This window comes from Pseudomonas sp. IT-P74, assembly GCF_949768175.1.
Lineage (GTDB): Bacteria > Pseudomonadota > Gammaproteobacteria > Pseudomonadales > Pseudomonadaceae > Aquipseudomonas.
This window is the reverse complement of record NZ_CATKQD010000009.1, coordinates 68632-95142: the sequence shown is the minus strand read 5'-3', so window position 1 is coordinate 95142 and position 26511 is coordinate 68632. Positions and strand designations below refer to the sequence as shown.

Annotated in this window: 30 protein-coding genes; 24 read left to right on the top strand and 6 right to left on the bottom strand. The window is 61.3% G+C overall.

The features are described from left to right. Positions 1–144: 144 nt before the first annotated feature. From ACM6J5_RS08145 to ACM6J5_RS08085, 13 genes are all read left to right on the top strand, one after another. Positions 145–801 (top strand): SCO family protein, encoded by a 657-nt coding sequence (locus ACM6J5_RS08145; protein ID WP_095942857.1) that lies wholly within the window; start codon positions 145–147, stop codon positions 799–801. Further along, entirely contained in the window at positions 798–1010 is a 213-nt protein-coding gene (locus tag ACM6J5_RS08140; RefSeq protein WP_224790055.1) for a hypothetical protein, read from the top strand. Before ACM6J5_RS08145 ends, ACM6J5_RS08140 begins: the two co-directional genes overlap by 4 nt. After that, positions 1007–2554: an ABC transporter substrate-binding protein gene (locus ACM6J5_RS08135; protein ID WP_414928148.1), complete on the top strand. Its 1548-nt coding sequence runs from the start codon at positions 1007–1009 to the stop codon at positions 2552–2554. Before ACM6J5_RS08140 ends, ACM6J5_RS08135 begins: the two co-directional genes overlap by 4 nt. 364 nt (positions 2555–2918) lie before the next feature. Beyond that, on the top strand, positions 2919–3452 hold the full coding sequence (locus ACM6J5_RS08130) for a response regulator (protein ID WP_414928147.1): 534 nt from the start codon (positions 2919–2921) through the stop codon (positions 3450–3452). Between the two features lie 84 nt (positions 3453–3536). Continuing rightward, complete coding sequence (locus ACM6J5_RS08125) at positions 3537–5243, top strand: GspE/PulE family protein (protein WP_414928146.1); 1707 nt, start codon at positions 3537–3539, stop codon at positions 5241–5243. After that, positions 5224–6027, top strand: coding sequence for a hypothetical protein (locus ACM6J5_RS08120; RefSeq protein WP_095942861.1), 804 nt, complete (start codon positions 5224–5226; stop codon positions 6025–6027). Before ACM6J5_RS08125 ends, ACM6J5_RS08120 begins: the two co-directional genes overlap by 20 nt. A gap of 1 nt (position 6028) precedes the next feature. Then, positions 6029–6574, top strand: coding sequence for a PilN domain-containing protein (locus ACM6J5_RS08115; RefSeq protein WP_414928145.1), 546 nt, complete (start codon positions 6029–6031; stop codon positions 6572–6574). Then, positions 6561–7109: a pilus assembly protein PilO gene (locus tag ACM6J5_RS08110; protein ID WP_095942863.1), complete on the top strand. Its 549-nt coding sequence runs from the start codon at positions 6561–6563 to the stop codon at positions 7107–7109. The genes ACM6J5_RS08115 and ACM6J5_RS08110 overlap by 14 nt, the downstream gene beginning before the upstream one ends. Continuing rightward, positions 7109–7627, top strand: coding sequence for a hypothetical protein (locus ACM6J5_RS08105; RefSeq protein WP_414928144.1), 519 nt, complete (start codon positions 7109–7111; stop codon positions 7625–7627). Before ACM6J5_RS08110 ends, ACM6J5_RS08105 begins: the two co-directional genes overlap by 1 nt. Continuing rightward, positions 7624–9450: a secretin N-terminal domain-containing protein gene (locus ACM6J5_RS08100; protein WP_095942865.1), complete on the top strand. Its 1827-nt coding sequence runs from the start codon at positions 7624–7626 to the stop codon at positions 9448–9450. The genes ACM6J5_RS08105 and ACM6J5_RS08100 overlap by 4 nt, the downstream gene beginning before the upstream one ends. Before the next feature lie 2 nt (positions 9451–9452). Next, on the top strand, positions 9453–9926 hold the full coding sequence (locus ACM6J5_RS08095) for a type II secretion system protein (protein ID WP_095942866.1): 474 nt from the start codon (positions 9453–9455) through the stop codon (positions 9924–9926). Positions 9927–9930: 4 nt separating this feature from the next. Next, entirely contained in the window at positions 9931–10305 is a 375-nt protein-coding gene (locus ACM6J5_RS08090) for a type II secretion system protein (RefSeq protein WP_150674205.1), read from the top strand. Next, entirely contained in the window at positions 10280–10819 is a 540-nt protein-coding gene (locus ACM6J5_RS08085; protein WP_095942868.1) for a type II secretion system protein, read from the top strand. The genes ACM6J5_RS08090 and ACM6J5_RS08085 overlap by 26 nt, the downstream gene beginning before the upstream one ends. Before the next feature lie 855 nt (positions 10820–11674). Here the strand turns inward: ACM6J5_RS08085 and ppnN are convergent. Then, a complete protein-coding gene (ppnN, locus tag ACM6J5_RS08080; protein WP_095942869.1) occupies positions 11675–13048 on the bottom strand; it encodes a nucleotide 5'-monophosphate nucleosidase PpnN in 1374 nt (457 codons plus the stop codon). 171 nt (positions 13049–13219) lie between these two features. Between ppnN and ACM6J5_RS08075 the strand changes: the two genes are divergently transcribed. Together ACM6J5_RS08075 and ACM6J5_RS08070 are read left to right on the top strand one after the other, a co-directional pair. Then, on the top strand, positions 13220–13792 hold the full coding sequence (locus tag ACM6J5_RS08075) for a DUF3087 domain-containing protein (RefSeq protein WP_095942870.1): 573 nt from the start codon (positions 13220–13222) through the stop codon (positions 13790–13792). 84 nt (positions 13793–13876) lie between these two features. Further along, positions 13877–15421: a sensor domain-containing diguanylate cyclase gene (locus ACM6J5_RS08070; RefSeq protein ID WP_095942871.1), complete on the top strand. Its 1545-nt coding sequence runs from the start codon at positions 13877–13879 to the stop codon at positions 15419–15421. A gap of 44 nt (positions 15422–15465) precedes the next feature. Here ACM6J5_RS08070 and ACM6J5_RS08065 read toward each other — a convergent pair whose 3' ends face one another. From ACM6J5_RS08065 to ACM6J5_RS08055, 3 genes are all read right to left on the bottom strand, one after another. After that, on the bottom strand, positions 15466–15828 hold the full coding sequence (locus tag ACM6J5_RS08065; protein ID WP_095942872.1) for a DUF2784 domain-containing protein: 363 nt from the start codon (positions 15826–15828) through the stop codon (positions 15466–15468). Between the two features lie 60 nt (positions 15829–15888). Then, positions 15889–16764, bottom strand: coding sequence for a 4-hydroxy-tetrahydrodipicolinate synthase (gene dapA, locus ACM6J5_RS08060; RefSeq protein ID WP_095942873.1), 876 nt, complete (start codon positions 16762–16764; stop codon positions 15889–15891). Between the two features lie 285 nt (positions 16765–17049). Beyond that, a complete protein-coding gene (locus ACM6J5_RS08055) occupies positions 17050–17985 on the bottom strand; it encodes a sensor domain-containing diguanylate cyclase (protein WP_095942874.1) in 936 nt (311 codons plus the stop codon). A 167-nt stretch (positions 17986–18152) separates the two neighbouring features. On the opposite strand from ACM6J5_RS08055, the gene ACM6J5_RS08050 reads away from it, so the two are divergent. From ACM6J5_RS08050 to ACM6J5_RS08040, 3 genes are all read left to right on the top strand, one after another. Further along, entirely contained in the window at positions 18153–18851 is a 699-nt protein-coding gene (locus ACM6J5_RS08050; protein ID WP_414928143.1) for an AzlC family ABC transporter permease, read from the top strand. Further along, on the top strand, positions 18851–19162 hold the full coding sequence (locus tag ACM6J5_RS08045) for an AzlD domain-containing protein (RefSeq protein ID WP_414928158.1): 312 nt from the start codon (positions 18851–18853) through the stop codon (positions 19160–19162). Before ACM6J5_RS08050 ends, ACM6J5_RS08045 begins: the two co-directional genes overlap by 1 nt. A 64-nt stretch (positions 19163–19226) precedes the next feature. Next, positions 19227–19373, top strand: a complete 147-nt coding sequence (locus ACM6J5_RS08040) for a hypothetical protein (protein WP_172435312.1) — start codon at positions 19227–19229, stop codon at positions 19371–19373. 221 nt (positions 19374–19594) lie between these two features. On the opposite strand, the gene ACM6J5_RS08035 is transcribed toward ACM6J5_RS08040, so the two are convergent. Beyond that, the gene (locus ACM6J5_RS08035) at positions 19595–20275 is read right to left on the bottom strand and encodes an SOS response-associated peptidase family protein (protein WP_095942876.1); all 681 of its coding nucleotides are present in this window, start codon (positions 20273–20275) and stop codon (positions 19595–19597) included. Positions 20276–20473: 198 nt separating this feature from the next. Here ACM6J5_RS08035 and ACM6J5_RS08030 point away from each other — a divergent pair, with 198 nt between their 5' ends. Both ACM6J5_RS08030 and ACM6J5_RS08025 read left to right on the top strand, forming a co-directional pair. Further along, a complete protein-coding gene (locus ACM6J5_RS08030; RefSeq protein ID WP_414928142.1) occupies positions 20474–21373 on the top strand; it encodes a polysaccharide deacetylase family protein in 900 nt (299 codons plus the stop codon). Between the two features lie 119 nt (positions 21374–21492). Next, the gene (locus ACM6J5_RS08025; protein WP_056723537.1) at positions 21493–21732 is read left to right on the top strand and encodes a DUF1652 domain-containing protein; all 240 of its coding nucleotides are present in this window, start codon (positions 21493–21495) and stop codon (positions 21730–21732) included. 6 nt (positions 21733–21738) lie between these two features. Here ACM6J5_RS08025 and ACM6J5_RS08020 read toward each other — a convergent pair whose 3' ends face one another. Then, positions 21739–22623: a LysR family transcriptional regulator gene (locus tag ACM6J5_RS08020; RefSeq protein ID WP_095942878.1), complete on the bottom strand. Its 885-nt coding sequence runs from the start codon at positions 22621–22623 to the stop codon at positions 21739–21741. A gap of 127 nt (positions 22624–22750) precedes the next feature. Between ACM6J5_RS08020 and ACM6J5_RS08015 the strand changes: the two genes are divergently transcribed. The 4 genes from ACM6J5_RS08015 to ACM6J5_RS08000 all read left to right on the top strand — a co-directional run bounded on the left by ACM6J5_RS08015 (position 22751) and on the right by ACM6J5_RS08000 (position 26301). Continuing rightward, positions 22751–23890, top strand: coding sequence for a muconate cycloisomerase family protein (locus ACM6J5_RS08015; protein WP_414928141.1), 1140 nt, complete (start codon positions 22751–22753; stop codon positions 23888–23890). A 10-nt stretch (positions 23891–23900) separates the two neighbouring features. Further along, a complete protein-coding gene (gene catC / locus ACM6J5_RS08010) occupies positions 23901–24191 on the top strand; it encodes a muconolactone Delta-isomerase (RefSeq protein ID WP_034150962.1) in 291 nt (96 codons plus the stop codon). 52 nt (positions 24192–24243) lie between these two features. After that, on the top strand, positions 24244–25173 hold the full coding sequence (catA, locus tag ACM6J5_RS08005; RefSeq protein WP_095942879.1) for a catechol 1,2-dioxygenase: 930 nt from the start codon (positions 24244–24246) through the stop codon (positions 25171–25173). Positions 25174–25341: 168 nt separating this feature from the next. Next, entirely contained in the window at positions 25342–26301 is a 960-nt protein-coding gene (locus ACM6J5_RS08000) for an AraC family transcriptional regulator (RefSeq protein ID WP_095942880.1), read from the top strand. Positions 26302–26511 lie beyond the last annotated feature (210 nt).

Here is a 26511-nt window from a genome sequence, read left to right as displayed (position 1 = left end):
GGGGGGACTGGGTGGGGAATATCCCCCCCGATTCATCCAGTCGTGACTATAACAAGCTGATTAATAACGTATTTTATTGTGGCATGCGGATTGCTCCGGTCGATTTGTCGAGAAGTGGCGATACACCACCAAGAGGAAACTGACATGGACCGATTCGCGCATCGCGGCCTGCTGACGTTCTGCCTGTTGGTCTTCGGTATCGACCAGGCGCTGGCTCACTCGATGGACGAGCACACCGGGCACGACATGACGACCAACACCGCCAGCCCGGAGACTGCCCGGATCAGGTTTGCCGATGTGGCCCTGCTGGACCAGAACGGCAAGGTCGTCAGCCTGGAAAAAGACCTGGTGGGCAACAAGATCGTGGTCATGGGTTTCATCTACACCAACTGCACCACGGTCTGCCCGGTGGTGTCCTCGATCATGGGCCGGGTGCAAAAACAGTTGGGCGCGCGGGTCGGCACCGAGGTGCAACTGGTGTCGATCAGCATCGACCCGCAGCGTGATGATCCCCAACGCCTGAACGACTACGCCCGCACCTTCCAGAAAGGGCCGGGCTGGAGCTGGCTGACCGGTTCGCCACAGTCGGTCGATGCCACCCTCAAGGGACTGGGCGCCTACAGCGGTGGCTTCGAGAACCACTCGCCGCTGATTCTGGTGGGGGACGGCAACAACCGTATCTGGACCCGCTACTACGGCCTCACCGACCCGACGGAGCTGGCCCGGGCCGTCGAGAGGCTCAGGGGTGAACGCAACGCCCACGCCAAGCACACCGCCATCGCCATGGAGCATCAGCCATGAGCGCCATCGATGGGTTCCACCGGAACGGCAGCACCTTTATCTCCCTTACCAGTGATCCGCTGCGCAACCCTGCGGCGGTACTCAAGGCTTGCACCTTGAAACAGGGCATCAATGGGCCCCACTGGTTTTTTCTTACCGACGACAAGGTGCAAATGGACCTTGTATGGGGTTGGCAATGCCCGTGGCCGGCCGCTGAGCCACGGCCATGAATACTGCCCTGGTCCTTGGCCTGCTGCTCTTCGGCGGCATCGTGCTCACCGCCCAGGCACTGCCGCTGAGCATCAGCGAAAGTGCCGGTAAACGGCTGTACCACGAAGGCGTGTCGGCCAGCGGCGAACCGGTCATGGTCCGGGTCGGCGCAGCGGGCTTGCTGCCGGCCACCCGCCTGCCGTGCGCCGGTTGTCACGGCGAAGATGGCCTCGGACGCGTGGAAGGCGAGGTGCGACCGCCGGACCTGCGCTGGTCGCGACTGGCCAGCAGCCATGGCCAGCAGCACGTCAACGGCCGCAGTTATCCGGCCTACAGCGAAAGCACCCTGGCGCGGGCGGTACAGGAGGGGCGCGATCCGGGCAACAATCGGCTCGATTCGACGATGCCACGGTTCGTGTTGTCGATGACCGATCAACGCAACCTCACGGCGTACCTCAAGCACCTGGCCGAAGACCGCGTTCCGGGACTGGCCCCCGACAGTCTGCACCTGGGCACGTTGTTGCCGGGTTCCGGGCCATTGGGCGAGGAGGGCGTCACGGTGGCGGCGGTGCTCAACGGCTGCGTGGCGCGCATCAACGAGGCGGGCGGAATTCATGGCCGGCAGTTGCGCCTGACCATCCTTGACCCCGGCGTCGACCGCGCCAGTGCCGAAAAGGCGCTGGACCGGTTGATCGATGAAGAGCAGGTGTTTGCCCTGATCGCACCGCTGGCACCGGCATTGGACGTGAACTTCGCCGTGCGTCTGGAACAGGCCGGCATTCCCCTGATCGGGCCGCTGTCCCTGCAGGGCACGCCCCACGCCAGCCCGCAGATATTCGAGCCGTTGCCGGGCCTTCTAGAGCAATTGATCGCCCTGGCCGACTACGCCAGTGCCAGCCTGCGGGTGCTTCAGGGGCCGACGCTGATCGCCTACCCGGACGAACCCGGGCAACGGCTGGCCGCGCAGGAACTTGGCAAGTACTTGCAGGGGCACGCCTGGCAAAAGGTGCGCTTGCAAGCCTATGACCCGGCGGGGGATGACTTTCCCTTGGGGTCGCGCTCGGTGTTCTACCTGGGCAGCAGCAGCGGCTTCAGTCGACTGGCCGAGCGCTTGCAAACGGCGGGACAGGTGCCTTACCTGTTCGCCGCCTCGAACCAGGTGGCGGGCAATCTGATGCAGGTTCCCAGCGGATTTTCCCGGCGGGTGTTCCTGGCCTTTCCGTTCGTGCCCAGCGACTGGACCCTGGCCGGGCGTCTGGCCTTGACCCAGTTGCGCGAACATCAGGGTCTCGGCGGTCAGCACGCGGTGCTGCAAGTGGGGGCGTTCAGTTCGATGATGCTGCTCAGCGAAGGCATGAAGCAGGCCGGGCGCGATGCCAGTCGCGAGAAACTGGTCAGGGCCCTGGAGGGCCTGCATGACTTCGATACCGGGCTGACGCCGCTGATGAGCTTTGGTCCGGGCCGGCGTCTGGGCTTGAGCGGTGCCCATATCGTCACGGTGGATCTGCCGGACCAGCGTTTCTATCTGGTTGCACCCTATAAACCCATTGCCGCAAAACCCTGACCGGAGGCCGATCATGAAACTCGATACCGTCCGGTACCGACGCTTCCACTGTCGAAACCGCAGGGGTACGCTTAATCGCCATGAGGGCGTCGGCGCCATTGCGCTCGCGCAATCGAATCGAACGGATTGACGATCAATAGGGGGTTTCCCCAACAGTGGGGGGAAAAATCCAGTGCCAATCCGGTCGCTTTCCCCGTTTTTGGGGGATGGAATTGCGGTACGAAAAGGCATTGTTTTTTAAATTCAAGGACATGAAGACCTAAATTTACTGGCACCCAGCCTGGCATGAAGTGTGCGTTAGTCCTGTCAGGGCGCGTACTCCGTCAGGTTCAATACCCGGACCTGCGGTTTCAAGGAGTCCACCTTGTTAAACAAAGTACTGGTTGTTGATGACGAACAGTTGCTGGCGGAGAACCTCCAGGGTTACCTGCAGGCGCAAGCACTGGAAGTCCGGATTGCCCACGACGGTGCGCAGGGAATCGCTGAAGCTGGCGATTTCGCGCCCGATGTGATGGTGTTCGATTACCGTTTGCCCGATATGGAAGGCTTTCAGCTGCTCGATGTCGTCCGCCAGAACAGGAAGTGTCATTTCGTGCTGATCACAGGGCATCCAACCGCAGAGGTTTGCGAGCGGGCCCGGCAACTGGGCGTCAGCCATATCCTGTTCAAGCCGTTTCCTTTGGCGGAATTGGCCCGTGCAGTGCTTGATCTTCTAGGGGTAAAGCGCGAACCCAAAGCGGGGGTGAGCACTTCTGAAGGCTTTGTCGAACGACGCCAGAGCAAGACCGAGAGTTTCCCGCTGCAGTTGTACGACGGTAGCTGGGTGCTGGCAGATCGCCGAAAAAGTACATCGGCCTCCATGGCGCCAGACGACGAACAATTGCTCACCGGGGAGTAGTGGCGCGACAAGACGTTCCGGCCCCCGCCGAAATGGCTCGCCGCGTCGACAGGGCCCAAAGCCCCGGGCGTTGGAGAGCAAGCCATGGACCGTCTATCCCTTGCCGTAGAACCGGCGCAACCGGAATGTGCACCGACTCGTTTCAGCAGTGAACAACTGGCCCAGGCCCGAGCCCTGGCCACCCGTTCCGGCGAGCGGATGCTGGACGCCCTGGGGGGACTGTGCGAACTGGCTCCCATGCCTTTCATTCAAAGCCTCGGCGTAACCCTGCACTACCCGGTGCTCGACACCGACAGCCTGTTCAATGCCACCCCGGTGTTCGACCGGGTGACCCTGGCCCAATGCCTCAAGCGCGAATTCATCCTGCTGCGTCATAACGATGCGGTCATCGGTGTGTTCGCCGACCCCTTCGACAGTGCGCGCCTGGCCTGGATCGATGAATGCCTGCAAGGCGCGCCGCTGTACCTGGTGCATGCCGATGACCTGAAGGCCTACCTGGCGCGTCACGAAGAAAGTTTCCATGCGGTGGAGTCGCTCAACGCCCAGAGCGACGCCGGCGCCGAAATCGATAATCTGCAAAGCCTGTCCCTGACCAGCATCAGCGAAGACTCCAGCGTCGTGGTCAAACTGGTCAACTCGACCCTGTACGATGCGCTGAAAATGCACGCCAGCGACATCCACCTCGGCACCACCGGCAGCGGCCTGGTGATCAAATACCGGATCGACGGTGTGCTCAACAACATCAGCAAGATCCAGGGCAGCGAGTTCGCCGAGCAGGTGATTTCCCGGGTCAAGGTCATGGCCGAACTGGACATCGGCGAAAAACGCGTGCCCCAGGATGGCCGCTTCAAGATCGGCATCAGCGGCCGGCAGATCGACTTCCGGGTGTCGATCATGCCGAGTATTTTCGGGGAAGACGCGGTGCTGCGGGTGCTCGACAAACAGGACCTGGCGGACAAGGTCTGCGGCGTGCAGTTGCAGGCCCTGGGCTTTGAAGAAGAAACCCTGCGCCAGTTGCGCCGGCTGGCTGCCGAACCCTACGGCATGGTGCTGGTGACCGGGCCGACCGGTAGCGGCAAGACCACCACCCTGTACGCGATGATCACCGAGATCAACCATGGCGTGGACAAGATCATCACCATTGAAGACCCGGTGGAGTACCAGTTGCCGGGCGTGTTGCAAATCCCCGTCAACGAGAAGAAAGGCCTGACCTTCGCCCGGGGCCTGCGTTCGATCCTGCGCCATGACCCGGACAAGATCATGGTCGGTGAAATCCGCGACCCGGACACCGCACAGATCGCCGTGCAATCGGCGCTCACCGGCCACCTGGTGTTCACCACCATCCACGCCAACAACGTGTTCGACGTGATCGGCCGTTTCACCCAGATGGAAATCGATCCCTACAGCCTGGTCTCGGCACTCAATGCCGTGCTGGCCCAGCGTTTGATCCGACTGGTCTGTACCAGTTGCAGCAGCCCTTACAGCCCGACGCAAGAAGAGCTGGAGGTCTCGGGGCTGGATCGGCAAAAGGTCGCTCACTACCAGTTCGTCCACGGCAAGGGTTGCGGGCATTGCCGGGGCACCGGTTATCGCGGGCGTAGTGCGATTGCCGAACTGCTGCACCTGGACGACGAATTGCGGCAAATGATCGTCGAGCGCCAACCCATTTCGAAAATCAAGGCGCACGCCTGCAAACGTGGCTTGCGCCTGTTGCGCGAGTCGGCGCTGGAGATGGTGGAGCAAGGCCGGACGACGCTCGAGGAGATCAATCGTGTCACTTTTATCTCGTGAGCAATTTGTCGCCGTGCTCGGCGCCAGCGGTGTTGGCCTGGGGCAACGGCAAGGCGCTGCAACCCAATGGCTGGGCAGTGTCGGCTACATCGACGAAGGCTTCCAGGCCTGGGCGGTGGCTCTCGACACCCTCGACCATTTGCTGGCCGATCACAGCGTTGCCAGGGCGGAACTGACCGTAGTGATTTCCGGGCACTTCAGCCGCTATTGCCTGGTGCCCTGGAGTGAGCAGATCAGCAGCCCGGCCGAATTGCAGGGCTTCGCCCAACTGTGTTTCGAAGACCTCTACGGTGCCTCGACGCAGCCCTGGAGCCTGGTGCTCTCGGCCGAACCCGCCGGTTACGACCGCATCGCCACCGCGCTGCCACAGGACTTGCTCGAACGCCTGCGCGCCTTGGTCAGCGCTCGCGGTTTGCGCCTGCGTTCGGTGCAGCCGTACCTGATGACGGCGTTCAACCATTTCGATAAAAGCTTTGAGGCCGGGGACTTCCTGTTCGTGGTCGCCGAACCGGTACGCAGCGTGTTGCTGCTGGCCCGGGAAGGGCGCTGGACTTCGGTGCGCTCGGTGGGCAGCAGCGACAGCGATGCCGCGCTGACCGCGCTGATCGGTCGTGAACACCAGTTGCAGGCGTCCACCAGCGAACGGCCGTTGAACGTCTACCTGCATGCACCGGCGCGCATCGATTCGCCTCCCGACGTGCCCGGTGTGCAGTTGCGCACCCTCGAAGAAGACCGGACAGCCGTACGCGATTGCCTGTACCTCATGTCTCGGGCGGTGGCCTGACATGCGCCCCCTGATGCTCGACTTTCAGCCGCGCCGCCGTGCAGGCCCTCTGGGCTGGAGCCTGCTGGCCGGTGGCGTGGTGCTGACACTGACCTGCCTGCTGGTGCAACAGCACTTGAGCAACGAGGCCGAACAACAGCAAGGCCACCTGCAGACTACTCAGCGGGTGCTCACCGGCGATACCGGCAGCAAGCTCAGCCTGACCCCGGCGCAAATCCGCGAGCAGGCGCAGAACCTGGCGGAAATGCGCAAGGTCTCCCAACAGTTGCGCCGCCCTTGGGAGCGCCTGTTCGCCACCCTCGAAGCCATGCCGCGAGACAACATTGCCCTGCTGACCCTGACCCCGGACGCCCGCAAGGGCCAGCTGCGGATCAGCGCCGAGGCGCTGGACCTGGAAGCCATGCTCGATTTCCACCGCCGCCTCGAAGCCAGCGACGAGCTGTCCGACGTATCACTGCTGAGCCACGAAATTGTCGCCAACGTGGCGGAACACCCGGTGCAGTTCAGCCTGTCGGCTACGTGGGAGATCGGCGATGCAAATCCATAAATTGATCGTCCACGAATACCTGCAAGGCCTGGGCGTTCCGGGTCTGGCAGGGATGACCATGCTGGTGCTGGCGCTGAGCTATGGCCTGGTGGGGTTGCTGCCGGACTGGGAGTCGCTGCAAAACCTCAGCCAGCAGACCCGCGAAGCCACCGAGTACCTGGCCAGGGTCGAAGACGGCACAGTGGCCGCGCCGGTGGTGCCCCAGCGCCAGCTCGACGATTTCCGCAGTAAGTTGCCGTCCCAGCCCCAGGCGACCGTGGCCATCGACAAGATCTACGCCATGGCCGCCCAGGAACACATCACCTTGTCCCGGGGTGAATATTCCCTGGGCGTGGACCCCAAGACCCACCTGGCCCGTTATCAGATTCTGCTGCCGGTACGTGGCAGCTATCCGCAACTGCGGCGATTCCTGCACGCCTTGCTCGGCCAGTTGCCGGCGGTGGTACTCGAGGATGTGGAGCTTTCGCGCAAGAATATCGCCGAAACCGACCTGACCGGGCGGATTCGCATGACCCTTTACCTGTCGAGGTCATGATGAATACCAGGCGAGTGGTGGGTTGGGTGGCGTTCTTCGGTGTAGCGGCAGCGTTCGCCTGGCTCCCCGCATTCTTCGATCAGACCGATGACAGCGACCCTGCGGTGGCCACCGTGGCGATGCCAGCCAAGGTCAAGACCCCTGGCGCATCGACGGCTGCATCGAGCACCGCTGCGCTGGCGCCGATCAAGGACCTGAGCCCGGCAGGCGACCTGTTCGCCGCCCGCAGCTGGAAAGCGGAGCCGGCCCCCGGCACCGTCACTGAACAACCGGTAGTCGTTACGCCGGTGGTGCAAGTCCCCACTGCGCCACCGTTGCCCTTCCAGTTTGTCGGCAGGCTGCATGATCGATCCGATCTGCAGGTGTTCCTGCAGAGCGGCGAAAAAATATACGTCGTGCGCAAAGGGGATGTCATCGACGAAACCTGGCGGATCGAGCGGATTTCCGATAAGGAACTGAGCCTGGTCTACCTGCCTTTGCGTTTGGCGCAGACCTTGTCTGTGGGGAGTACGGAATGAACAAATCCCGTTTGCTGATGAGCCTTTTTCTGTGCGCAGGGCTGGCCGCATGCAGTTCGGCGCAGGTCGCCAGAGATGAAGCTTCGGCCCTGATCGAATCGGGCCAGTACGAAGCCGGTCTGGCGCGCATCGAAGAGGGATTGCGAGAAAACCCTCGCGATACCGAATTACACATGGCTCTCAACAGCGGACGGGCCCTCGCCGTGACGTCGTTGCTCTCCCAGGCCGACATGGACCGGGCCCAACGTAATTTCGCCGGGGCCCGCATGACTTACAGCCGGGTCTTGAACATCGAACCGAACAACCGTCGTGCCCAGGATTCCCTGCGCCAGCTGGACTACCTGCGCAGCATGGATGAGAAACTCGAACTGGCCCGTAGCGACCTGCGTCGCGGTGACATCTACGGTGCCGACCGCCAGGTCAAACAGATTCTCGAACTGGACCCGAAGAACGACGGCGCCCTGGAACTGCAAGACAGTATTCGCCTGGTGCAGAGCCGCAACGTGGTGCAGTACCCGCAACTGCGTACGCGCCTTGACCGGCCGGTGACCCTGGAGTTTCGCGATGCCAACCTCAAGACCATTTTCGAGGTGCTGTCCCAGGTCGCCGGCCTGAACTTCATCTTCGACAAGGACCTGCGCCCGGACATGAAAGCCACGATCTTCGTACGTGACGTGCGTATCGAAGACGCCGTGGAACTGTTGCTGCAACAGAACCAGCTGCATCAGAAAGTGGTGAATGAAAACACTGTGCTGATCTACCCGGACTCGCCGCAGAAGATCAAGGATTACCAGGAGCTGGTGATGCGCACCTTCTACCTGACCAGCATCGATGCCAACACGGCGCTGAACATGATCAAGACCATGCTCAAGACCCGTGACGTGTTCGTCGATGAACGTCTCAACACCCTGACCATGCGCGATACCGGTGACGCGGTGCGCATGGCGGAAAAACTGCTGCAATCGCAGGATCAGTCCAATCCGGAAGTGGTGCTGGAAGTGGAAGTGATGGAAGTCGCCCGCCAACGCATCCTCGACCTTGGCCTGCAATGGCCCAACACCTTCGGCGTGGTCAATAGCGACGGGTCGGCGGTGACGCTTCTCGATCAGCTCAAGGGCATCAACTCCGGCCGCATCACGATCTCGCCATCGCCCCAGGCCAAGATCAATGCCCAGGACAAGGACATCAATACCCTGGCCAGCCCCGTGATTCGGGTCAGCAACCGCGAACAGGCGCGCATCCACATCGGTCAGCGCGTGCCGATCATCAGCGCCACCTCGGTGCCTTCGACCCAGGGCCCGGTGATCACCGAAAGCGTGACCTACCTCGACGTCGGTCTGAAGCTCGAAGTGCAGCCCATCGTGCACCTGAACAACGAAGTGGCGATCAAGATCGCGCTGGAAGTCAGTAACGCCACGCCGCTGACGCCGACCGCTCAGGGCACCATTCCGGTCCAGGTCGATACCCGCAACGCCCAGACCACCTTGCGTCTGCATGACGGCGAAACCCAGATTCTCGCAGGGCTCGTGCGCGACGACCACGGCGCTACCGGCAACAAGATTCCCGGCCTTGGCGACATTCCCGGCCTGGGTCGCCTGTTCGGCAGCAACAGGGACGACGTCATCAAATCCGAACTGGTGCTGTCGATCACCCCTCGGATCGTGCGCAACCTGCCGTACCAGAGCCCGTCGGACATGGAATTCCAGACCGGTACCGAAACCAGCATGCACATCCAGGCACCGGACCGTTCGATGAACACGGCGGTTCAGACCAACCCCATGAACGCCCCGATCGCCACCACCGTTACCGTTGGGAAGCCTTGATCATGAACGTCTCGCAACGCGGTTTTACCCTGGTCGAAGTCGTGGTGACGCTCGCCCTGGTCGGCCTGCTGGCCGGCATGGCCGCACCGCTGACCGAGACCGTGGTGCGCCGGGGCAAAGAGCAGGACCTGCGGACTGCGCTGTACCAGATCCGCGATGCCATCGACGCTTACAAACAAGCCTTCGACGCGGGCTACATCGAGAAGTCGCTCGACAGCAGCGGCTACCCGCCGAACCTGCAAGTGCTGGTGGAGGGGGTGCGTGACGTGCGCAGCCCCAAGGGCGCCAAGTTCTACTTCCTGCGACGCATCCCCCATGACCCGCTGGCAACCGTCAAGCGTGACGACGAAGGCGGCTGGGGCCTGCGTTCCTATGACAGTTCGGCTGAGAACCCGCGCGAGGGCCAGGACGTCTTTGACGTTTACTCCAAGGCCCGGGGCAAGGGTCTCAACGGTATCGCCTACCGAGAGTGGTGAGCCTATGCGTCGGCACAAGGGTTTTACCCTGATTGAACTGATGGTGGTCATGGCGATCATCGCGACCCTGATGACAATCGCCTTGCCACGCTACTTCAGCAGCCTGGAGTCTTCCAGGGAGACCACCTTGCACCAGAGCCTGTCGTCCATGCGCGAGGCACTGGATCACTATTACGGGGACACCGGGCGTTATCCCGATTCCATCGAACAACTGGTCGAACTGCGCTACTTGCGTAGCCAGCCGCTGGACCCGATTTCCGAGCGCAAGGATACCTGGATCATAGTCGCGCCACCGGATGGCGTGGCGGGCGGGGTGGCCGATATCAAGAGTGGGGCCGGCGGGAGGGCGCGTGATGGCAGCCTGTATTCCGAGTGGTAAACCTTCCAGCCAGGACGGCTTTACCTACCTGGGTGTGCTGTTTCTGATCGTCGTGATAGGCATGGGCCTGGCCAGTGCCGGCGAGTTGTGGGCCACCGCTTCGCGCCGCGATCGCGAAAACCAGTTGCTCTGGGTCGGTACGCAATATGCCCAGGCATTGCGCAGCTATTACCACAGTTCGCCCGGTATGGCCCAGTACCCGAAAGAACTCAAGGACCTGTTGCAGGACGAGCGTTTCCCGACGGCCAGGCACCATCTGCGGCAGTTGTACCCGGAGCCGATGACGGGGGGCGAGTGGGAGCTGATGCGCGATTTCGATGGGCGGATCAGCGGTGTGTACTGCCCGTCCGAGCAGAAGCCGCTCAAGCAAGATAACTTTCCCAGCCAGTGGGCGGACTTCAAGGGCATGGCCAGCTATAAGGACTGGCAGTTCGTGGCCGAGAAAGTCTCCCTCGAAGATACCGGCGGGCCGCCGAAAGACCCGTCCACCGCGCCCCAGGCATTGCAGCCTTGAACCTTGGGAGTGAGTTTGCTTTCGAAGGCGGCCTGCCAGTCGACCGAAATCTTGCAGATGCACTCGATACCTGTGGGAGCGAGCTTGCTCGCGATGACGGCCTGTCAGCCGACCAATCTCTTGCAGGCATACCCGGATCAACTGTAGGAGCGAGCCTGCTCGCGAAGGCGGCCTGACAGCCGACCGAAATCTTGCAGATGCACTCGATACCTGTGGGAGCGGGCTTGCCCGCGATGACGGCCTGTCAGCCGACCAATCTCTTGCAGGCATACCCGGATCAACTGTAGGAGCGAGCCTGCTCGCGATAGCGGCCTGCCAGTCGACCGAAATCTTGCAGATGCACTCGATACCTGTGGGAGCGGGCTTGCCCGCGATGGTGGCCTTCCGGTCGATAAGATACATCGCAGACGAACGCACCCAGCAAACAGGCCGGCCGGTAGGCCGCCTCGGACGCTGTTGCGGTGTACGCTCCCTCGTGAGGCCGAGCGCAGGTTCTGCGCAGTGGGCAACCCGGCATGGATGCCGGGTTAGCCGCCGCCGGCCATGGATGGCCGATGGCGGCGGGCCCACGGAGCAGGACCGGAGCGAGGGCATGCCGAGCCACGGCGAGGCACCGAATGTCAGGGGCAGAGCGCTTTGGTTACTTTCGCGCTTTTCGAAAGTGACCCGCCGTAAGGGCGGAACCAATAGCGGCCGTTACCGCAGGAATGGATATGTACACCCTCAAAAATCCATATCGCCTGCCAAGCAGTCATCGCGAGCAAGCTCCCACAGGGATCTTCAGTGGCCACAAGTCCCGAGTAAAACCGGGAACCCAATGTGTGAGCGCTTGCTCACGATAGCCATGGCTCAGTCTTACGCCACCACCCGATAACACGGCACATACGCCGCGCCACCCGGCAGTTTCATGCGGTGCTGGGCGACGAAGGCTTTGAGCAGCAGGTCCAGCGGTTGCATGATCGCCGCGTCGCCACGGATCTGGTACGGCCCGTGTTCTTCGATCAGGCGGATGCCCTTGTCCTTGACGTTGCCGGCGACGATGCCGGAGAACGCGCGGCGCAGGTTGGCCGCCAGTTCGTGGGCGGGCAGGTCGAGGCTCAGCTTCAGGTTGGCCATGTTTTCGTGGGTCGGGTCGAACGGGCGCTGGAAGCCTTCATCGATTTTCAGCAGCCAGTTGAAGTGAAACGCATCGTTGCGCTCGCGGCGGAACTGTTTGACCGCTTTGAGGCCCTGGGTCATCTGCCGTGCCACTTCGGCCGGGTCATCGATGATGATCTGGTAGTGCTGCCTGGCGGCGTCGCCCAGGGTTGCACCGACGAATGCGTCCAGTTGTTCCAGGTACGGCGCGGCATGTTTCGGCCCGGTGAGGATGACCGGCAAGGGCAGGCCTTTATTGCCCGGGTGCATCAGGATGCCCAGCAGGTACAGGAACTCTTCGGCCGTACCGGCGCCGCCCGGGAAGATGATGATGCCGTGGCCGACGCGGACGAAGGCTTCCAGGCGTTTTTCGATGTCCGGCAGGATCACCAGTTCATTGACGATCGGGTTCGGCGCTTCGGCGGCGATGATCCCGGGTTCGGTCAGGCCCAGGTAGCGACCGCCGTGGATGCGTTGCTTGGCGTGGGCGATGGTCGCGCCTTTCATCGGGCCTTTCATCACGCCGGGGCCGCAACCGGTGCAGATGTCCAGGCTGCGCAGGCCCAGTTCGTGGCCGACTTTCTTGGTGTATTTGTATTCTTCGGTGTTGATCGAGTGTCCGCCCCAGCACACCACGATCTTCGGCTCGACGCCGGGGCGCAGGGTGCGGGCATTGCGCAGCAGGTGGAAGACGTAATCGCTGATGCCCTGGGAGCTGCTCAAATCGATGCGTTGGCTGTCGAGTTCGTTTTCGGTGTAGACGATGTCGCGCAGGGCGCTGAACAGCATTTCCCGGGTGCTGGCGATCATTTCGCCGTCGACGAAGGCGTCGGCCGGGGCGTTCAGCAGTTCCAGGCGCACGCCTCGGTCCTGCTGGTGAATGCGGATTTCAAAATCCTTATAGGCTTCAAGGATGGTCTTGGCGTTGTCGACATGGGCGCCGGTGTTGAGGATGGCCAGGGCGCATTGGCGGAAGATGTTGTAGGTGCTGCCGGAACCGGCTTCGCTCAATTGCTGGACTTCCCGTTGCGAGAGCGTTTCCAGGCTGCCTTTGGGACTGACGGAGGCGTCGATAACTTGGCGTTGGGTCATTCAATGATCCTTAAAACGATGTCATTCACACAGCAACTACGAATGGCATCCGAATAATGTGTATTCATGAAAGAAGATGGCACGAACTGCGCGGTCTTGCCATGTCCCCGGCTTGACGATGAAAAGATGAAATGGAGCCCCAGCATAGCTAAATCCCGCGCAGAGGCGATAATGGCTCGCTGTCTTTTTGTCCCGGACCCAAGGAAACCCGACGCAATGTTCGAAATCCAGCCGATGAACGCCGACACCTACCGGCAACAGACACGGCGCAGCACGGTCATCATTGCCCTGATCTTTCTGGCGCTGGCGATGGCTTTCTCAACGGCCGCGGTGGCGCTGTTCGGCGAGCCTTTGGGCGACAACCTGCGTTTCAACGTCGGTGGTGTGTTCGTTGCGGTACTGGTGATGGCGGTGCTGATGCGCAAGGTATTCTGGCAACAGGAATGGATGAAGCCCGCGGTCTACAGTTGGCAACTCAAGCGCAGCCTGATGAGCGTCACCAATGTCATGCATCATGTAACGGCGGCCGAAGCAAAGGGCGATCCGGTTGCGATGAAGCTGTTGCGTTTCTACCATTTGGGGTTGAACCAGATGCATCAGCTCGACGGCAACTCCAGCGACCACGGCCAATTGATCCGCGAAATGGACCGGCACGAGGAGCGAATGCAAGCGCTGGGCATCGATATCGAACAGACGCGGCTGGATCCTGCATGGCTGGAGGCGGTAAAGCAGGTCAGGGGCTAACATCATTGCGAGCCTGGATCAGGCACTGTGAGCAAAAGCGGCGATCAGGAAGGTTCGCCCTGTCACCAACAATCAGGGAGCACCATGGGACAACCGTCGATCCACGATCATATTGAAATGCTCCGGCCAGCCGTGCCCCGGCTCAAGGTCCGCTCGGCGGTGATCCTGCTGGTGGCGGTGTGCCTGTCGATGGTGGTCATCGTGATCTGGGAAGCCTGGAGCTCACGCCAGTACCACCTGCGGGACAAGGAAGTGGCGATGTCCAACCTTGCGCAGACCCTGGCATCGCAAGCGCAGGCCTCGATCAAGCAAGCCGATACGCTGCTGTTCACCCTGGTCGATCGTCTGGAGCACGACGGCGTGGATAAATCCCGGCTGCCGCTCTTGCTCAGCGCCCAGCGCAGTGAGCTGAGCCAGCTCCATGGTGTATTTGTTTTCGACGAAAAAGGGCAGTGGATCGCCAATTCCAATGGCGCCGGCCAGACCGGCGTCAACAATTCCGACCGCGAATACTTCATCTTCCATCGCGATAACCCCAGCCGCGGGCCGCACATTGGGCCGTCGATCAAGAGCCGTTCGAGCGGCGAATGGATCGTGACGGTTTCGCGTCGGGTCAATCATCCCGACGGCAGCTTCGCCGGGGTGGCGCTGGCGTCGATTTACCTCAGTCATTTCCTGCAGCTCTACGACAGCATCGACATGGGCAGTAACGGCGTGATCAACCTGATCGCCGACAATGCCACCGTTGTCATTCGCCGACCCTTCAAGGAGGCGGACATCGGCACCAGCCTCGCCAAGAGCCCGTTGTTCACTCAGTTGTTGCCCAAAGGCGACGCGGGTACGGCCACGATCAGGTCGATCATCGACGGTGTCGAGCGGGTGATAGGGTATCGCCGGGTCGAGGGTTATCCGCTGATCGTTTTTACCGCGTTGAACAAGGATGAAGTGCTCGACAGCTGGCGCAAGGAGACACTGCTCAGCACCGGCATCGTCATGCTGTTGCTGGGTTTTCTCGGGGTACTGGGGTTTCGGCTTATCAAGCTGATGAAGCAGCAGAACCTGGTGCAGGTCGAGTTGCTGGACACCCAGGACAAGCTCCTGGAGGTCAATCGCAACCTCGAAGGCCTGGCCCTCAAGGACGCGCTGACGGGGCTGGCCAACCGGCGTCAGCTCGACGCTTTCATCGATGCCGAAATGGGCCGAGCCCGACGCAGCCAGTCCGAGTTGGCGCTGCTGATGATTGATGTCGATCATTTCAAACCCTTCAACGACCGCTACGGCCACCTGGCCGGTGATGAGTGTCTGCGCAAGGTCAGTGCGATCATCACCGACAACATCAAGCGCCCCGGTGACCTGGCCGCCCGCTATGGTGGCGAAGAGTTTGCCGTGGTGCTGCCCGGCACCGACTACGTGGGGGCATTTCTGGTGGCGGAGAAAATCCGCCGCGCGGTACTGCAGGCCGACATTGCCCACAGTGACAGCCCGGAAGGCACCGTGACCGTCAGCGTCGGTGTGTGTGCCAGCACCGCCGCTTCCCAGATCCGCCCCGACGACCTGATTGGTGCGGCAGACAAGGCGCTGTACGTGGCCAAGGCCAGTGGGCGGAACATGAGCGTGATTGCCAACTGAGGGGCCGGAGTCAGACAAACCGGTCCGTCAGACTGGTTGAAGATTCAGGTGGCCCATTGCTTGATCAATCGAAGATAGATCAGCGCGTTGATCAGCAACACCACGACGCCCAATCCCAACTGAATGCCGGGCGTCAGGCCCGCCGGGTAAATTACCGGCCAAATGTAATGCTCGATGAATCCACCGCCATAGCCGGTTTGCCCGGCTCCATGGCGCATGCGGTTCTCCCAGTCGGTCAGCGGGCAGGGCAGGTGGAACAACTCCACTGCCACACCCCAGACGGCGGCCGGCGGATGCCACCAGATCAGGTGGCGCCATTTGAGCACCAGCAACCCGCCGAACAACACGAACACAATGAACAGCAAGTGGAACAGCATCAGCCCATCGGCGGCGATTCGGTACAGCATGTCGGTGCCCCTGAAGGCTGAACGAATCGCTCCATGGTACTCGGGCCGCAGGCAGGCGCTCTATCGATTGTCGCGGCCCAATGCACCGAGCACGTCTTTCAAATGCTCGGTCATCGATTCACTGCTGCGTTGCATGGGCGCGCGCAGTTCGTCACCGATCAAACCTTCCAGGGCCAGCGCGGTTTTCACCGGGGCCGGGTTGGGTTCCAGGAACAGGCTGTCGATCAGCGGCAGCAAACGGAAAAACGTGGCGCGGCCCTCAGCCAGTCGGTTGTCGCGGATCTGCCGGTGCAACTGCACGAACAGTTCGGGATGGACATGCGCCGACGCGGCAATCGCGCCTTTGGCGCCCAGGCACAGGGCATTGAAGATCTGGTTGTCTTCGCCGCACAGCACGTCGACAAGGCCGCTGTTGAGCAAAGCGAGGGTGTTGGAAAAATTACCGCCGCAATCCTTGATGGCGACAATCCGCTCGTGGGCGACGATGTTGAGCAGGGTCGCCTGCTCGAAGGTCACTCCGGTGCGATAAGGGATGTCGTAGAGAATCAGCGGAGCGCTGGAGGCATCGGCGACCGTGCGGAAAAACGCCTCGAGGCCGGCCTGGGAAGGGCGGATGTAATACGGCGCCGGCACCAGCAGGCCAGCCACCGGGCGCTTGAGGATCTCGCTCTGGAACTGCAACAACTCGGTCAGGTTGTTGCCGGCCAGGCCCATGACCACCTGTTGCGCCGGCACTAGCTCCAGCACGGTATCGAGCACCGCCAGTTGCTCATGTTTGCCCATCGCCGCCGGTTCGCCGGTGGTACCGCAAACGATGAGGCCGTCGACACCTTTTTCCAACAGATGGCTGACCAGCCGGCGCAAACCGACGAAATCGATGGCGCCGTTGTGGAAGGGTGTGACCAGTGGAACCCAGATACCTTGAAACGCTGACATGCACTTTCTCCTGATGGTTGACCGATTTCGTCACCGTCAGGGGCATGGAAGGAGAGTAAGCAAGGGGAGGGTGGTCCGTCGCGCTCAATGTCCTGTCAGCTCATCTGACGGGACAGCGCGCCCCGGTCACATGAGCGACTGTTTCTTCGATTTGAGGGCGTGCGCAACGCAACCTTGCGCCTTGGCAATCAAGCCAATGACGGAAGAGTCGAGATTGAAAGTTGCGGACATACTTGCTTACACCCTGAGTGAGGCGCCCAGTTTTAAAAGCCGGAGCGCCGTTTGTCAATCACGAAAATCAGCGAACTCGGCGCGCATCCGGCCATTGTGCTTGGCCTGGTAGAGCAGATGATCGACCTGTTCGACGAATTCCAGGGCCGTGGCATGCATCGATGCCAGGGTGGTGCCGACGCCGAGGCTGATACTCAGCAGCCTCGACACGTTCGAGAATTCATGGGGAATCTGCTGCTGGCGAATCAGGTGCAGGCATTTGTGCGCCACCAGCCGCGCGGACTCGGCATCGGTTTCCGGCAGCAGCCAGACAAACTCTTCACCGCCGATCCGCGCGATGAAATCCCGTGGCCGATTCGCCGCCAGGGACAAGGTTTGCGCGACGCGGCGCAGGCATTCGTCACCCTTGATATGGCCGTAATGGTCGTTGTACTGCTTGAAGTAATCGATATCCAGCACCATCACCGACAACGGCAAGGCGGTGCGCTGGGCATTGTTCCACTCCCGTTCCAGCACGGTGTCGAACATGCGCCGGTTGGCGATGCCGGTCAGGCCGTCCTGGAAGGAATACTCTTCAAGCTGTTTTTGCAGGCGGATCAGGTGCTCTTCGGTTTTCTTGCGCTCGCTGATATCGAACATGAAACCCACCAGCGCCTCGACTTCGCCGTCCTTGCGCACCACATGCACCACATCGCGGATCCAGACGTACTCGCCGCTTTCGGTGAGTGCGCGATAGTCGGCCTCGTGATCGATACCGGCGCGCGATTGCGAGACGCAGAAGTCCATCACGTAGTCGCGGTCATCCGGGTGCATGCGCTCGATCCAGTCGTTGACCGACGCCCAACTGTCCTGCTTCCAGCCCAGCAGTTCTTCGATCTGTGGTCCGATGTAGCTGAACGTCATGGTTTTCCAATCGATGCGCCAGGGAATCGCCCGGGTCGACTCAAGCAGGGTTTTATAAACGTCGCTGTCGGTTTCCACTGAACTCATGAAGGGCCTGCCTCGATGAAAATGCAGCGCCATCATGTTGTTAGCACTTTGGCGAATCAAGCGGGCAGCCGATGAATGGTACGCCGCGTATCAGTGAGCAAGATTGTTCAAGCCTTCGGCCGCGACTGCTGGCACAGTCTGGGGTCTTTCCCTGTCTGTAGAACGTCATGCCCAATTCAATCATGCCGCGCAGTGCTTTTTTGCGCGGTGCAGCGGCGATCATGCCGTTGTCCCTGGCCACCGCGCCCTGGGGCTTGCTGGCCGGTTCCATGGCCATCGAAGCCAACCTCACGCCCCTGCAAGGCCAGGGCCTGTCGACCATTGTGTTTGCCGGCGCGGCGCAACTGGTGGCCATCGGCATGCTCAAGGGCGGTGCCGGGATTTTTTCGATCCTGCTGACCACGCTGCTGCTGACCTCCCAGCATTTGCTCTACGGGATGAGCATGCGCTCGGTGATTTCGCCCTTGCCGGGACGCTGGCGCGCGGGCCTGGGGTTCTTGCTCACCGATGAGCTGTTCGCCTTGACCTGCCAGCACGACAAACAGCAATTCAACCGCTGGTACGCCCTGGGCGTGGGCCTGACGTTCTACATCGCCTGGAACCTGTTCACCCTGGCGGGCATTGTGCTGGGCAGCAGTATTCCCGGCCTTGAGCACCTGGGCCTGGATTTCTCCATCGCGGCGACCTTCATTGCCCTGATCACCCCGGTGGTGCGCAACCTGCCGACCGTGGTGTGCGTGGCGGTGTCGCTGTTCTGCTCGGTGTTGTTCAGCTACTGGCAATGGGGTTCGGCGCTGGTGCTGTCGGGGCTGGCGGGCATGACCGCCGGGTTTGTCTGCAATAAATTCTACGGTGGACGCACATGATGGTCTGGGCAGTGATTATCGGAATGGGCGTATTGGTGTTCCTCAATCGCTATGTTTTCCTGGAACCGCGACTGCCGCTACGCTTGAGCAGCAACGCCCGGCAGTTCCTGGGGTTTGCCGTACCGGGCATGTTGACCGCCATCTGCGGGCCGATTGTGTTCATGCCGGAAAAACAGCTGAATCTGCACTGGGACAATCCCTACCTGATCAGCTCGCTGGTGGCGGTCGCTCTGGTGCTCTACACGCGCAATACGTTGCTCAGCACGCTGTTGAGCATGGGCTTCTTCTTTTTGTTGCGCTGGTGGCTTTGAGCGGGGCAGGGGAACTGATCTACGCTTAAGTTGATGACCGATCCCTTCAGGAAGAGAGGTGAACATGGCCAATGAACCCAAGCAACCGGACCTGGAAGACGACGAGGACGAACCCACGGAAGAAGAGATTGAGCAGCAGAAACGTTCGGTACCGGACTGGAAACATCCTGACGACGGTAAGGAACTGTCAGAGCCTGACCGCAAGTTCTGAGTCGTACGGGAATACAACAGAGCCCCGCCATTGCGCGTAATGCTGTTCAGTTAAGCGAATGAGATCCTCTGTAGGAGCGAGCTTGCTCGCGATGGTCGTTAACGATAACGCGTGTTTACTGGCTAAACGCGGCGCTCCTGAGTCCATCGCGAGCAAGCTCGCTCCTACAAAAAAGAATCAGCATTGCGCCATTGCGCGGGGCTTTGTCGTGATTGACAGGTTCATGGAACTTCCTTGATCAGCGCGGCGCCCTGGTTCCTGACATTGCCAACGGCCCTGTCGACCTTGTACCACTCGAATACATCACTGACCTCGCCCTGGGATAGCGCCATTTCCTCGGCCCGCTCCTTGGGCGTGGCCGGGTCCAGCCATTCCCGCGCCAGTTCGGGCGAAAACACCACCGGCCGGCGGTCATGCACGTCAAGCAGGCCGCCTGCGCTGTCGGCCGTCAGGATGACGAAACCGTCGTGCTCCCTGTGAGGCGCTCCGCCGATGGGGTACTGGCCGATGGCCGCGCAGTAAATAGGTGCCCGGTTCCGTCGCCGGATCAACCACGGTTGTTTGTTGGCCTCACCGGTGTCGACCCATTCGAACCAGTTATCAATCGGGCAGATCGCGCGATGGGGCCAGATCGCCCGGAAGTACGGGCCGTGGGCGACTTTCTCGACCCGGGCATTGACCGGCTCCGTGCGATCCGTCGCCCAGTGCGGTCGCCAACCCCAGCGCACGGCGTCGGCGTGCAGCCGCTCGTTTTCCAGGTGCAGCAGGGCGAGTTGCGTGGTGGGGGCGGCGTTATAGTGCCCCAGGGGTTCGTTGCCGACGTGATTGATCAGCGCGTCGGGGATGCTCAGCACCGCTACGAAGTCGTGGATTCCACGGTATTGCGACAGTCGTCCGCACATGGCCTGACACTCTGGTTGAGCATTTTTTTTCAGTTTAGTTGGTGGCGACGAAACGGGCCTGGCAAGCACCGGAACCAAACCCTGTGTACCCTATCCAACCTCGGCCCGCCGTCTCGATGCGGGCCAACGACGGATGAGCGGGCGAAGGATCCTTGCCCTTTGAAGTATCGACCGTGATGGTCTGGCCCAAGGCAAAAGATGAAACCATTGTTCAAGTGTTTGACGGTGTGTGCCCTGGCAGTGGGTCTGCTGGGTTGTATCGCGGCACCGATTGAAATGACTCCGCGGACCGAGCAGCGTTTGCAGGCACAACCCCCCATCCGCTTTCTGCTGACGTTCGATGACGGTCCCAGTGCATCGAGCTGGTGGAATCCGACCGTGACGGTACTGGAGAGCCTGGCGCAAAACCCGCTGCAACCGGACATCAAGGCCGTGTTCTTCGTGCAAACCCGCGCTCCGCGCGCCGGAGGCAGCGAGTTGGGCCGGGACATCATGCGCCGTGAACATGCCGAAGGTCATGTCCTGGGCTTTCATACGGCGACACCCTGGCACACCAATCATCGCTCCCTCGACCCGCCAGTGTTGGAGCAGGCCCTCACTGATGGCAGCGCCGACATCGCCGCGATTACCGGCGCCCCGCCAACCCTGTTGCGCCCGCCATTCTGGAACTACGACAAACGCACCTTTGCCGCTTATCGGCAGCATGGCCTGCACGTGTTGCTCACCGACTTGAGCGCCAATGACGGCAAGATCTGGGGCTTCAACGCCAGCCCCCGGCGCCGGTCGCACATGCTGCGTTCGATGTCCGAAGTTCGCGAACGCATTGCCCGTGGTGAATTGCCGGTGGTCGATGGCGTGATTCCGGTGGTGGTGACCTTCCACGACCTCAACCGCTATACCGCCCGGCATACCCGTGAGTACCTGCAGATTTTGCTCGACAGTGCCCGGCAGACCGGGGTGAAAACCGCCGACAAACCGTTTTACGACGATCAGGTTGCGCTACAGCGGGCAGCCATGGCGCGAACCGTGCGCGACGATTCACAGCCGGTCGAATTACCGGGGTTCTGGAACTGGATCTGGGGTAGTAATTCCCACTGAATGGCCGGAAATGCGAGCGGTATAACAAAATTGACGGCAATTTACTGGCGCAAAATCGGCAAGGTGTAACTATGCTGAAACGGATCCAACCGAATTGACTGTCGCCCGAGGGACCGGCCATGCTTCCGATTTCAGTGCTTTGCAACATCGTGGAGTCCGGTTTTGAGCCGCTGTCGTGCGAGTGCACGGAGAATCTCGGACTGCTGCGCATCGAAGTCTGCGACCCCGTCACCAAGCGAGTGGAGCTGTTGATCAGCGGTGTTTCGACGGCGGAGCTGACCAGCGTGCGCGCCATCTCTGACTTTGTCGGCGAGTTGCGTACCGAGATGAAGGCAGGGCGCCGGGCGTTTGCCGGCTGATGGTTGTCAGCCTCGCGGCAACAGCTCATCAATCATCCGCAAACAATGGTTCAACCCCGGCGACACATCGCCCACCCGTCGGCTGAGAATGATCGGCGAGGTGGCGTTGTCTTCCAGCAGCGGGGTGAAGCCGATGTCGTCGCGGTGCAGCAACTGCACCGAGGCCGGTACCAGCGTGATCCCGATGCCTGCCCCCACCAGCCCGATCGCCGTTTGCAGTTCGTTGGTCCATTGCGCGACGTGGATGCTCACGCCGTAAGACTCGAACAGGGCAATCACATGGTCGGCGTAACTCGGCCGTGGATTGCCGGGGTACAGCACAAAGGGTTCCCCGGCCAGATCCCGCAGGCTGATGGGACCTGCGAGCAACGGATGCCCGGCGGGCAGGGCGGCGACCAGGCGGTCTTCGGTGAGCACGGTCTGGATGATGGCCGGGTCGTCGATACGGATTCGGCCGAAACCGATGTCGATGCGCCCGGCCTTCAATGCCTGCACCTGTTGCAGGGTGGTCATTTCCGAAAGCCCCAGCTCCAGCTCCAACGGCTCGCCACTGCGTAACCGCCGGATCAGTTCCGGCAGCACGCCATACAGTGTCGACGGGGCAAAGCCGATACCCAGCCAGGTCTTTTCCCCCAGGCCGATACGCCGGGTGTTGTCGCAGACCTTGTTCAGTTGTTCGAGCAGGGCGGTGGAGTGTTCATGGAAAAATCGCCCGGCGTCAGTCAACTTCAGCGGTCGCCCGCGTTCGAGCAGCATCACCCCCAGTTCGTCCTCCAGTTGCTGGATCTGTCGGCTCAAGGGCGGCTGGGCGATGTGCAGCAGCTCGGCCGCGCGGGTGAAGTTGAGGGTTTGAGCCAATACCTGGAAGTAACGCAGGTGCCGCAGTTCCATGAAGCCTCCAGACGCGGATCGGTTGCATACCTTTAAGGTATCAAGTCAGACCAATTCTATATTGGCTTCAGGAAAAAAGCCGTACGAGAATCGATTCCAGAACTTCAAGAACCTGACGGGTATCGAAATGCTTGCAACAGCCATTGAGTCGATCGAGACGATCATCGTCGATCTGCCGACCATCCGCCCGCACAAGCTGGCGATGCACACCATGCAGAACCAGACCCTGGTGATCATCCGCGTGCGTTGCGCCGACGGCATCGAAGGCATCGGCGAATCCACCACCATCGGTGGCCTGGCCTACGGCAACGAAAGCCCGGACAGCATCAAGACCAACATCGACGCGCACTTCGCACCACTGTTGATCGGCCAGGACAGCAACAACGTCAACGCTGCCATGTTGCGCCTGGAACGCAGCATTCGCGGCAACACCTTCGCCAAATCCGGTATCGAAACCGCACTGCTCGATGCCTTGGGCAAACGCCTTGGCCTGCCGGTCAGCGAATTGCTCGGCGGTCGTGTTCGCGATGCGCTGCCGGTGGCCTGGACCCTGGCCAGCGGCGACACCGAGAAGGACATCGCCGAAGCGGAAAAAATGCTCGACCTGCGCCGTCACCGCATCTTCAAACTGAAGATCGGCGCCGGGGAGGTCAACCGCGACCTGGCCCACGTGATTGCGATCAAAAAAGCCCTGGGTGACCGCGCCAGCGTTCGGGTCGACGTCAATCAGGCCTGGGACGAAGCGGTGGCACTACGCGCCTGCCGGATTCTCGGCACCAATGGCATCGACCTGATCGAACAGCCGATCTCGCGCAACAACCGCGCCGGCATGGCCCGCCTCAACGCCATGAGCCCGGCACCGATCATGGCCGACGAATCCATCGAATGCGTGGAAGATGCGTTCAACCTGGCCCGCGAAGGCGCGGCTTCGGTGTTCGCCCTGAAGATCGCCAAGAACGGCGGCCCACGCGCTGTATTGCGCACCGCCTCCATCGCTGAAGCGGCCGGCATCGCCCTGTACGGCGGCACCATGCTTGAAGGTGGCCTGGGCACCATGGCTTCGGCCCATGCCTTCGTCACCCTGAACAAACTGGCGTGGGACACCGAGCTGTTCGGCCCGCTATTGCTGACCGAAGACATTCTCAGCGAACCGCTGGTGTATCGCGATTTTGAACTGCACGTGCCGAAAACACCGGGCTTGGGCCTGAACCTGGATGAAGAGCGCCTGGCGTTCTTCCGCCGCGACAAGACCATTCATCAAGCCTGAGGAGAGCATTATGCTGTTCCACGTAAAAATGACCGTGAACCTGCCGGTCGACATGAATCCCGAAGCGGCGGCCAAATTGAAGGCTGACGAGAAGGCCCTGGCGCTGCGCCTGCAAGATCAAGGCAAGTGGCGCCACCTGTGGCGCATCGCCGGGCACTACGCCAACTACAGCGTGTTCGATGTCGACAGCGTTCAGGAACTGCACGACCTGTTGATGCAATTGCCACTGTTTCCGTACATGGCCATCGAGATCGACGCGATGTGCCGGCATCCTTCTTCCATCCGTGACGACGACCGCTGAGCCCAGCCTGTTCAGCGCGCTACGCTAATAATTACAAGATGAGGAACCCAGAATGAACGTCAAGATTTCCCACACTGCCGAAGTCCAGAAATTTCTCGAAGAGGCCAGCGGCCTGCTCAACGACGCTGGCGACCCACGGACCAAGGCGCTGGTGTACCGCATCCTGCGTGATTCGGTGAACATCATCGAAGACCTGGCCGTGACCCCGGAAGAGTTCTGGAAAGCCGTCAACTACCTCAACGTGCTGGGCGCTCGCCAGGAAGCCGGGCTGGTGGTGGCCGGTCTCGGTCTGGAGCATTACCTCGACCTGCTGATGGACGCCGAAGACGAGCAGGCCGGCAAGTCCGGCGGCACCCCGCGCACCATCGAAGGCCCGCTGTACGTGGCGGGTGCGCCGCTGTCGGAAGGCGAAGCGCGTCTGGACGATGGCGTCGATCCGGGTGTGACTCTGTTCATGCAAGGCCGTGTGTTCAACACCGCTGGCGAGCCCCTGGCCGGCGCTGTGGTGGACGTCTGGCACGCCAACACCGGTGGCACTTACTCGTACTTCGATACCACGCAGTCGGAATTCAACCTGCGTCGCCGCATCGTTACCGACGCCGAAGGCCGCTACCGTTTCCGTAGCATTGTGCCCTCGGGCTACGGCTGCCCACCGGACGGTCCGACCCAGCAACTGCTTGATCAACTGGGGCGTCATGGCCAGCGCCCGGCGCACGTGCACTTCTTCATTTCCGCGCCGGATCATCGCCACCTGACCACCCAGATCAACCTCGATGGCGAAAAGTACCTGCACGACGATTTCGCCTACGCCACCCGTGACGAGCTGATCGCCAAAATCACCTTCAGCGACGATCAACAGCGCGCGGCGGCCCATGGTGTCAGCGGTCGCTTTGCCGAAATCGAGTTCGATTTCACCCTGCAGTCGTCGGCCCAGCCGCAAGAGCAACAGCGCCACGAGCGGGTCCGCGCACTCGAGGACTGATCACCGCCCCCTGTAGGAGCGAGCCTGCTCGCGATGGACGTCAACGATGACGCTGGGTACCTGATGCCCCGTGGCGTCCTTGAGTCCATCGCGAGCAGGCTCGCTCCTACAAGGGTTTCGGATCTAGAATGAAACGACGCAACCTATAACAACAACGAGAGTGACCTGATGATGCCAGCGCAACTGTTGAGTCAGCGCAGCCGGGTGTTCGACCATGCCGACCCTTACGCGGTGTCGGGCTACGTCAATCAGCACGTCGGTAACCACTGCATTCTCATGCCCCGTGCCGGCAGCCCGCTGGCCAGTCTCGATCATCGCAAGTTCGCCAGCCTCGACCTGTGCCGCATCAGCTACGGTGCCAGTGTGCGCGTGACGTCCGGTGCGCTGGACAGCATCTATCACCTGCAAGTGCTGCTGCGCGGCAATTGCCTGTGGCGCGGCCACGGCCAGGAACATTACTTCGCTCCCGGCGAATTGCTACTAATCAACCCCGACGATCCGGTGGACCTGACGTACTCCGCCGATTGCGAAAAATTCATCCTCAAAGTCCCGACCCGCTTGTTTGAATCGGTCTGCGATGAGCAGCGCTGGCGCTATCCGGGGCAGGGCGTGCGGTTCCTCGAAAACCGGTATCAGCTCAATGAACTGGAAGGTTTCGTCAACCTGCTGGCGATGATCTGCCAGGAAGCCGAATCCACCGAGCAGATCCCCAGGGTGCAGGAGCATTACACGCAGATTATCGTCAGCAAGATGCTCAGCCTGATGAAAACCAACGTCTGCCGCCTCGAACTGGGCTCGCAGACAGCCACGTTCGAGGCGATTGCCGATTACATCGCCAATAACCTCAAGCAGGACATCGACAGCGAAGCACTGGCGCGCCAGGCGCACATGAGCCTGCGTTCGTTGTACGGACTGTTCGAGCGCAATGCCGGCCTTACGCCGAAAAACTACCTGCGCCAGAAACGCCTGGAACGCATCAACGCCTGCCTCAGCGACCCGACCTGCAACGTGCGCAACGTCACCGAAGTGGCGATGGATTACGGCTTCCTGCACCTGGGGCGGTTCTCCGACAGCTACCGCAAGCAGTTCGGCGAACTGCCGTCCGATACCCTCAAGCGTCGGCACTGAACCTTCAAGTTTGATGTTGTCTGGTCTGGCGCCATCGCGAGCAAGCTCGCTCCCACATTGGATTGCTTCACCCCTGTGGGAGCGAGCCTGCTCGCGAAGAGGTCGGCACATTCAACATTGATGGCGCCTGACACAACGCCAAACCCCTGCACAAAACGGATAAAGGTTTGCACCCCGCGGATATTCCAGCCTGCCCCCCCGTCCTAGCAT

Bases quoted from the DNA above. Each gene is read 5' to 3' on its own strand.
- ACM6J5_RS08145 (WP_095942857.1), top strand. From the start codon at position 145: ATGGACCGATTCGCGCATCGCGGCCTGCTGACGTTCTGCCTGTTGGTC.
- ACM6J5_RS08140 (WP_224790055.1), top strand. From the start codon at position 798: ATGAGCGCCATCGATGGGTTCCACCGGAACGGCAGCACCTTTATCTCC.
- ACM6J5_RS08135 (WP_414928148.1), top strand. From the start codon at position 1,007: ATGAATACTGCCCTGGTCCTTGGCCTGCTGCTCTTCGGCGGCATCGTG.
- ACM6J5_RS08125 (WP_414928146.1), top strand. From the start codon at position 3,537: ATGGACCGTCTATCCCTTGCCGTAGAACCGGCGCAACCGGAATGTGCA.
- ACM6J5_RS08115 (WP_414928145.1), top strand. From the start codon at position 6,029: ATGCGCCCCCTGATGCTCGACTTTCAGCCGCGCCGCCGTGCAGGCCCT.
- ACM6J5_RS08110 (WP_095942863.1), top strand. From the start codon at position 6,561: ATGCAAATCCATAAATTGATCGTCCACGAATACCTGCAAGGCCTGGGC.
- ACM6J5_RS08105 (WP_414928144.1), top strand. From the start codon at position 7,109: ATGAATACCAGGCGAGTGGTGGGTTGGGTGGCGTTCTTCGGTGTAGCG.
- ACM6J5_RS08100 (WP_095942865.1), top strand. From the start codon at position 7,624: ATGAACAAATCCCGTTTGCTGATGAGCCTTTTTCTGTGCGCAGGGCTG.
- ACM6J5_RS08095 (WP_095942866.1), top strand. From the start codon at position 9,453: ATGAACGTCTCGCAACGCGGTTTTACCCTGGTCGAAGTCGTGGTGACG.
- ACM6J5_RS08090 (WP_150674205.1), top strand. From the start codon at position 9,931: ATGCGTCGGCACAAGGGTTTTACCCTGATTGAACTGATGGTGGTCATG.
- ACM6J5_RS08085 (WP_095942868.1), top strand. From the start codon at position 10,280: ATGGCAGCCTGTATTCCGAGTGGTAAACCTTCCAGCCAGGACGGCTTT.
- ppnN (WP_095942869.1), bottom strand. From the start codon at position 13,048: ATGACCCAACGCCAAGTTATCGACGCCTCCGTCAGTCCCAAAGGCAGC.
- ACM6J5_RS08075 (WP_095942870.1), top strand. From the start codon at position 13,220: ATGGCTCGCTGTCTTTTTGTCCCGGACCCAAGGAAACCCGACGCAATG.
- ACM6J5_RS08070 (WP_095942871.1), top strand. From the start codon at position 13,877: ATGGGACAACCGTCGATCCACGATCATATTGAAATGCTCCGGCCAGCC.
- ACM6J5_RS08065 (WP_095942872.1), bottom strand. From the start codon at position 15,828: ATGCTGTACCGAATCGCCGCCGATGGGCTGATGCTGTTCCACTTGCTG.
- dapA (WP_095942873.1), bottom strand. From the start codon at position 16,764: ATGTCAGCGTTTCAAGGTATCTGGGTTCCACTGGTCACACCCTTCCAC.
- ACM6J5_RS08055 (WP_095942874.1), bottom strand. From the start codon at position 17,985: ATGAGTTCAGTGGAAACCGACAGCGACGTTTATAAAACCCTGCTTGAG.
- ACM6J5_RS08050 (WP_414928143.1), top strand. From the start codon at position 18,153: ATGCCCAATTCAATCATGCCGCGCAGTGCTTTTTTGCGCGGTGCAGCG.
- ACM6J5_RS08045 (WP_414928158.1), top strand. From the start codon at position 18,851: ATGGTCTGGGCAGTGATTATCGGAATGGGCGTATTGGTGTTCCTCAAT.
- ACM6J5_RS08040 (WP_172435312.1), top strand. From the start codon at position 19,227: ATGGCCAATGAACCCAAGCAACCGGACCTGGAAGACGACGAGGACGAA.
- ACM6J5_RS08035 (WP_095942876.1), bottom strand. From the start codon at position 20,275: ATGTGCGGACGACTGTCGCAATACCGTGGAATCCACGACTTCGTAGCG.
- ACM6J5_RS08030 (WP_414928142.1), top strand. From the start codon at position 20,474: ATGAAACCATTGTTCAAGTGTTTGACGGTGTGTGCCCTGGCAGTGGGT.
- ACM6J5_RS08025 (WP_056723537.1), top strand. From the start codon at position 21,493: ATGCTTCCGATTTCAGTGCTTTGCAACATCGTGGAGTCCGGTTTTGAG.
- ACM6J5_RS08020 (WP_095942878.1), bottom strand. From the start codon at position 22,623: ATGGAACTGCGGCACCTGCGTTACTTCCAGGTATTGGCTCAAACCCTC.
- ACM6J5_RS08015 (WP_414928141.1), top strand. From the start codon at position 22,751: ATGCTTGCAACAGCCATTGAGTCGATCGAGACGATCATCGTCGATCTG.
- catC (WP_034150962.1), top strand. From the start codon at position 23,901: ATGCTGTTCCACGTAAAAATGACCGTGAACCTGCCGGTCGACATGAAT.
- catA (WP_095942879.1), top strand. From the start codon at position 24,244: ATGAACGTCAAGATTTCCCACACTGCCGAAGTCCAGAAATTTCTCGAA.
- ACM6J5_RS08000 (WP_095942880.1), top strand. From the start codon at position 25,342: ATGATGCCAGCGCAACTGTTGAGTCAGCGCAGCCGGGTGTTCGACCAT.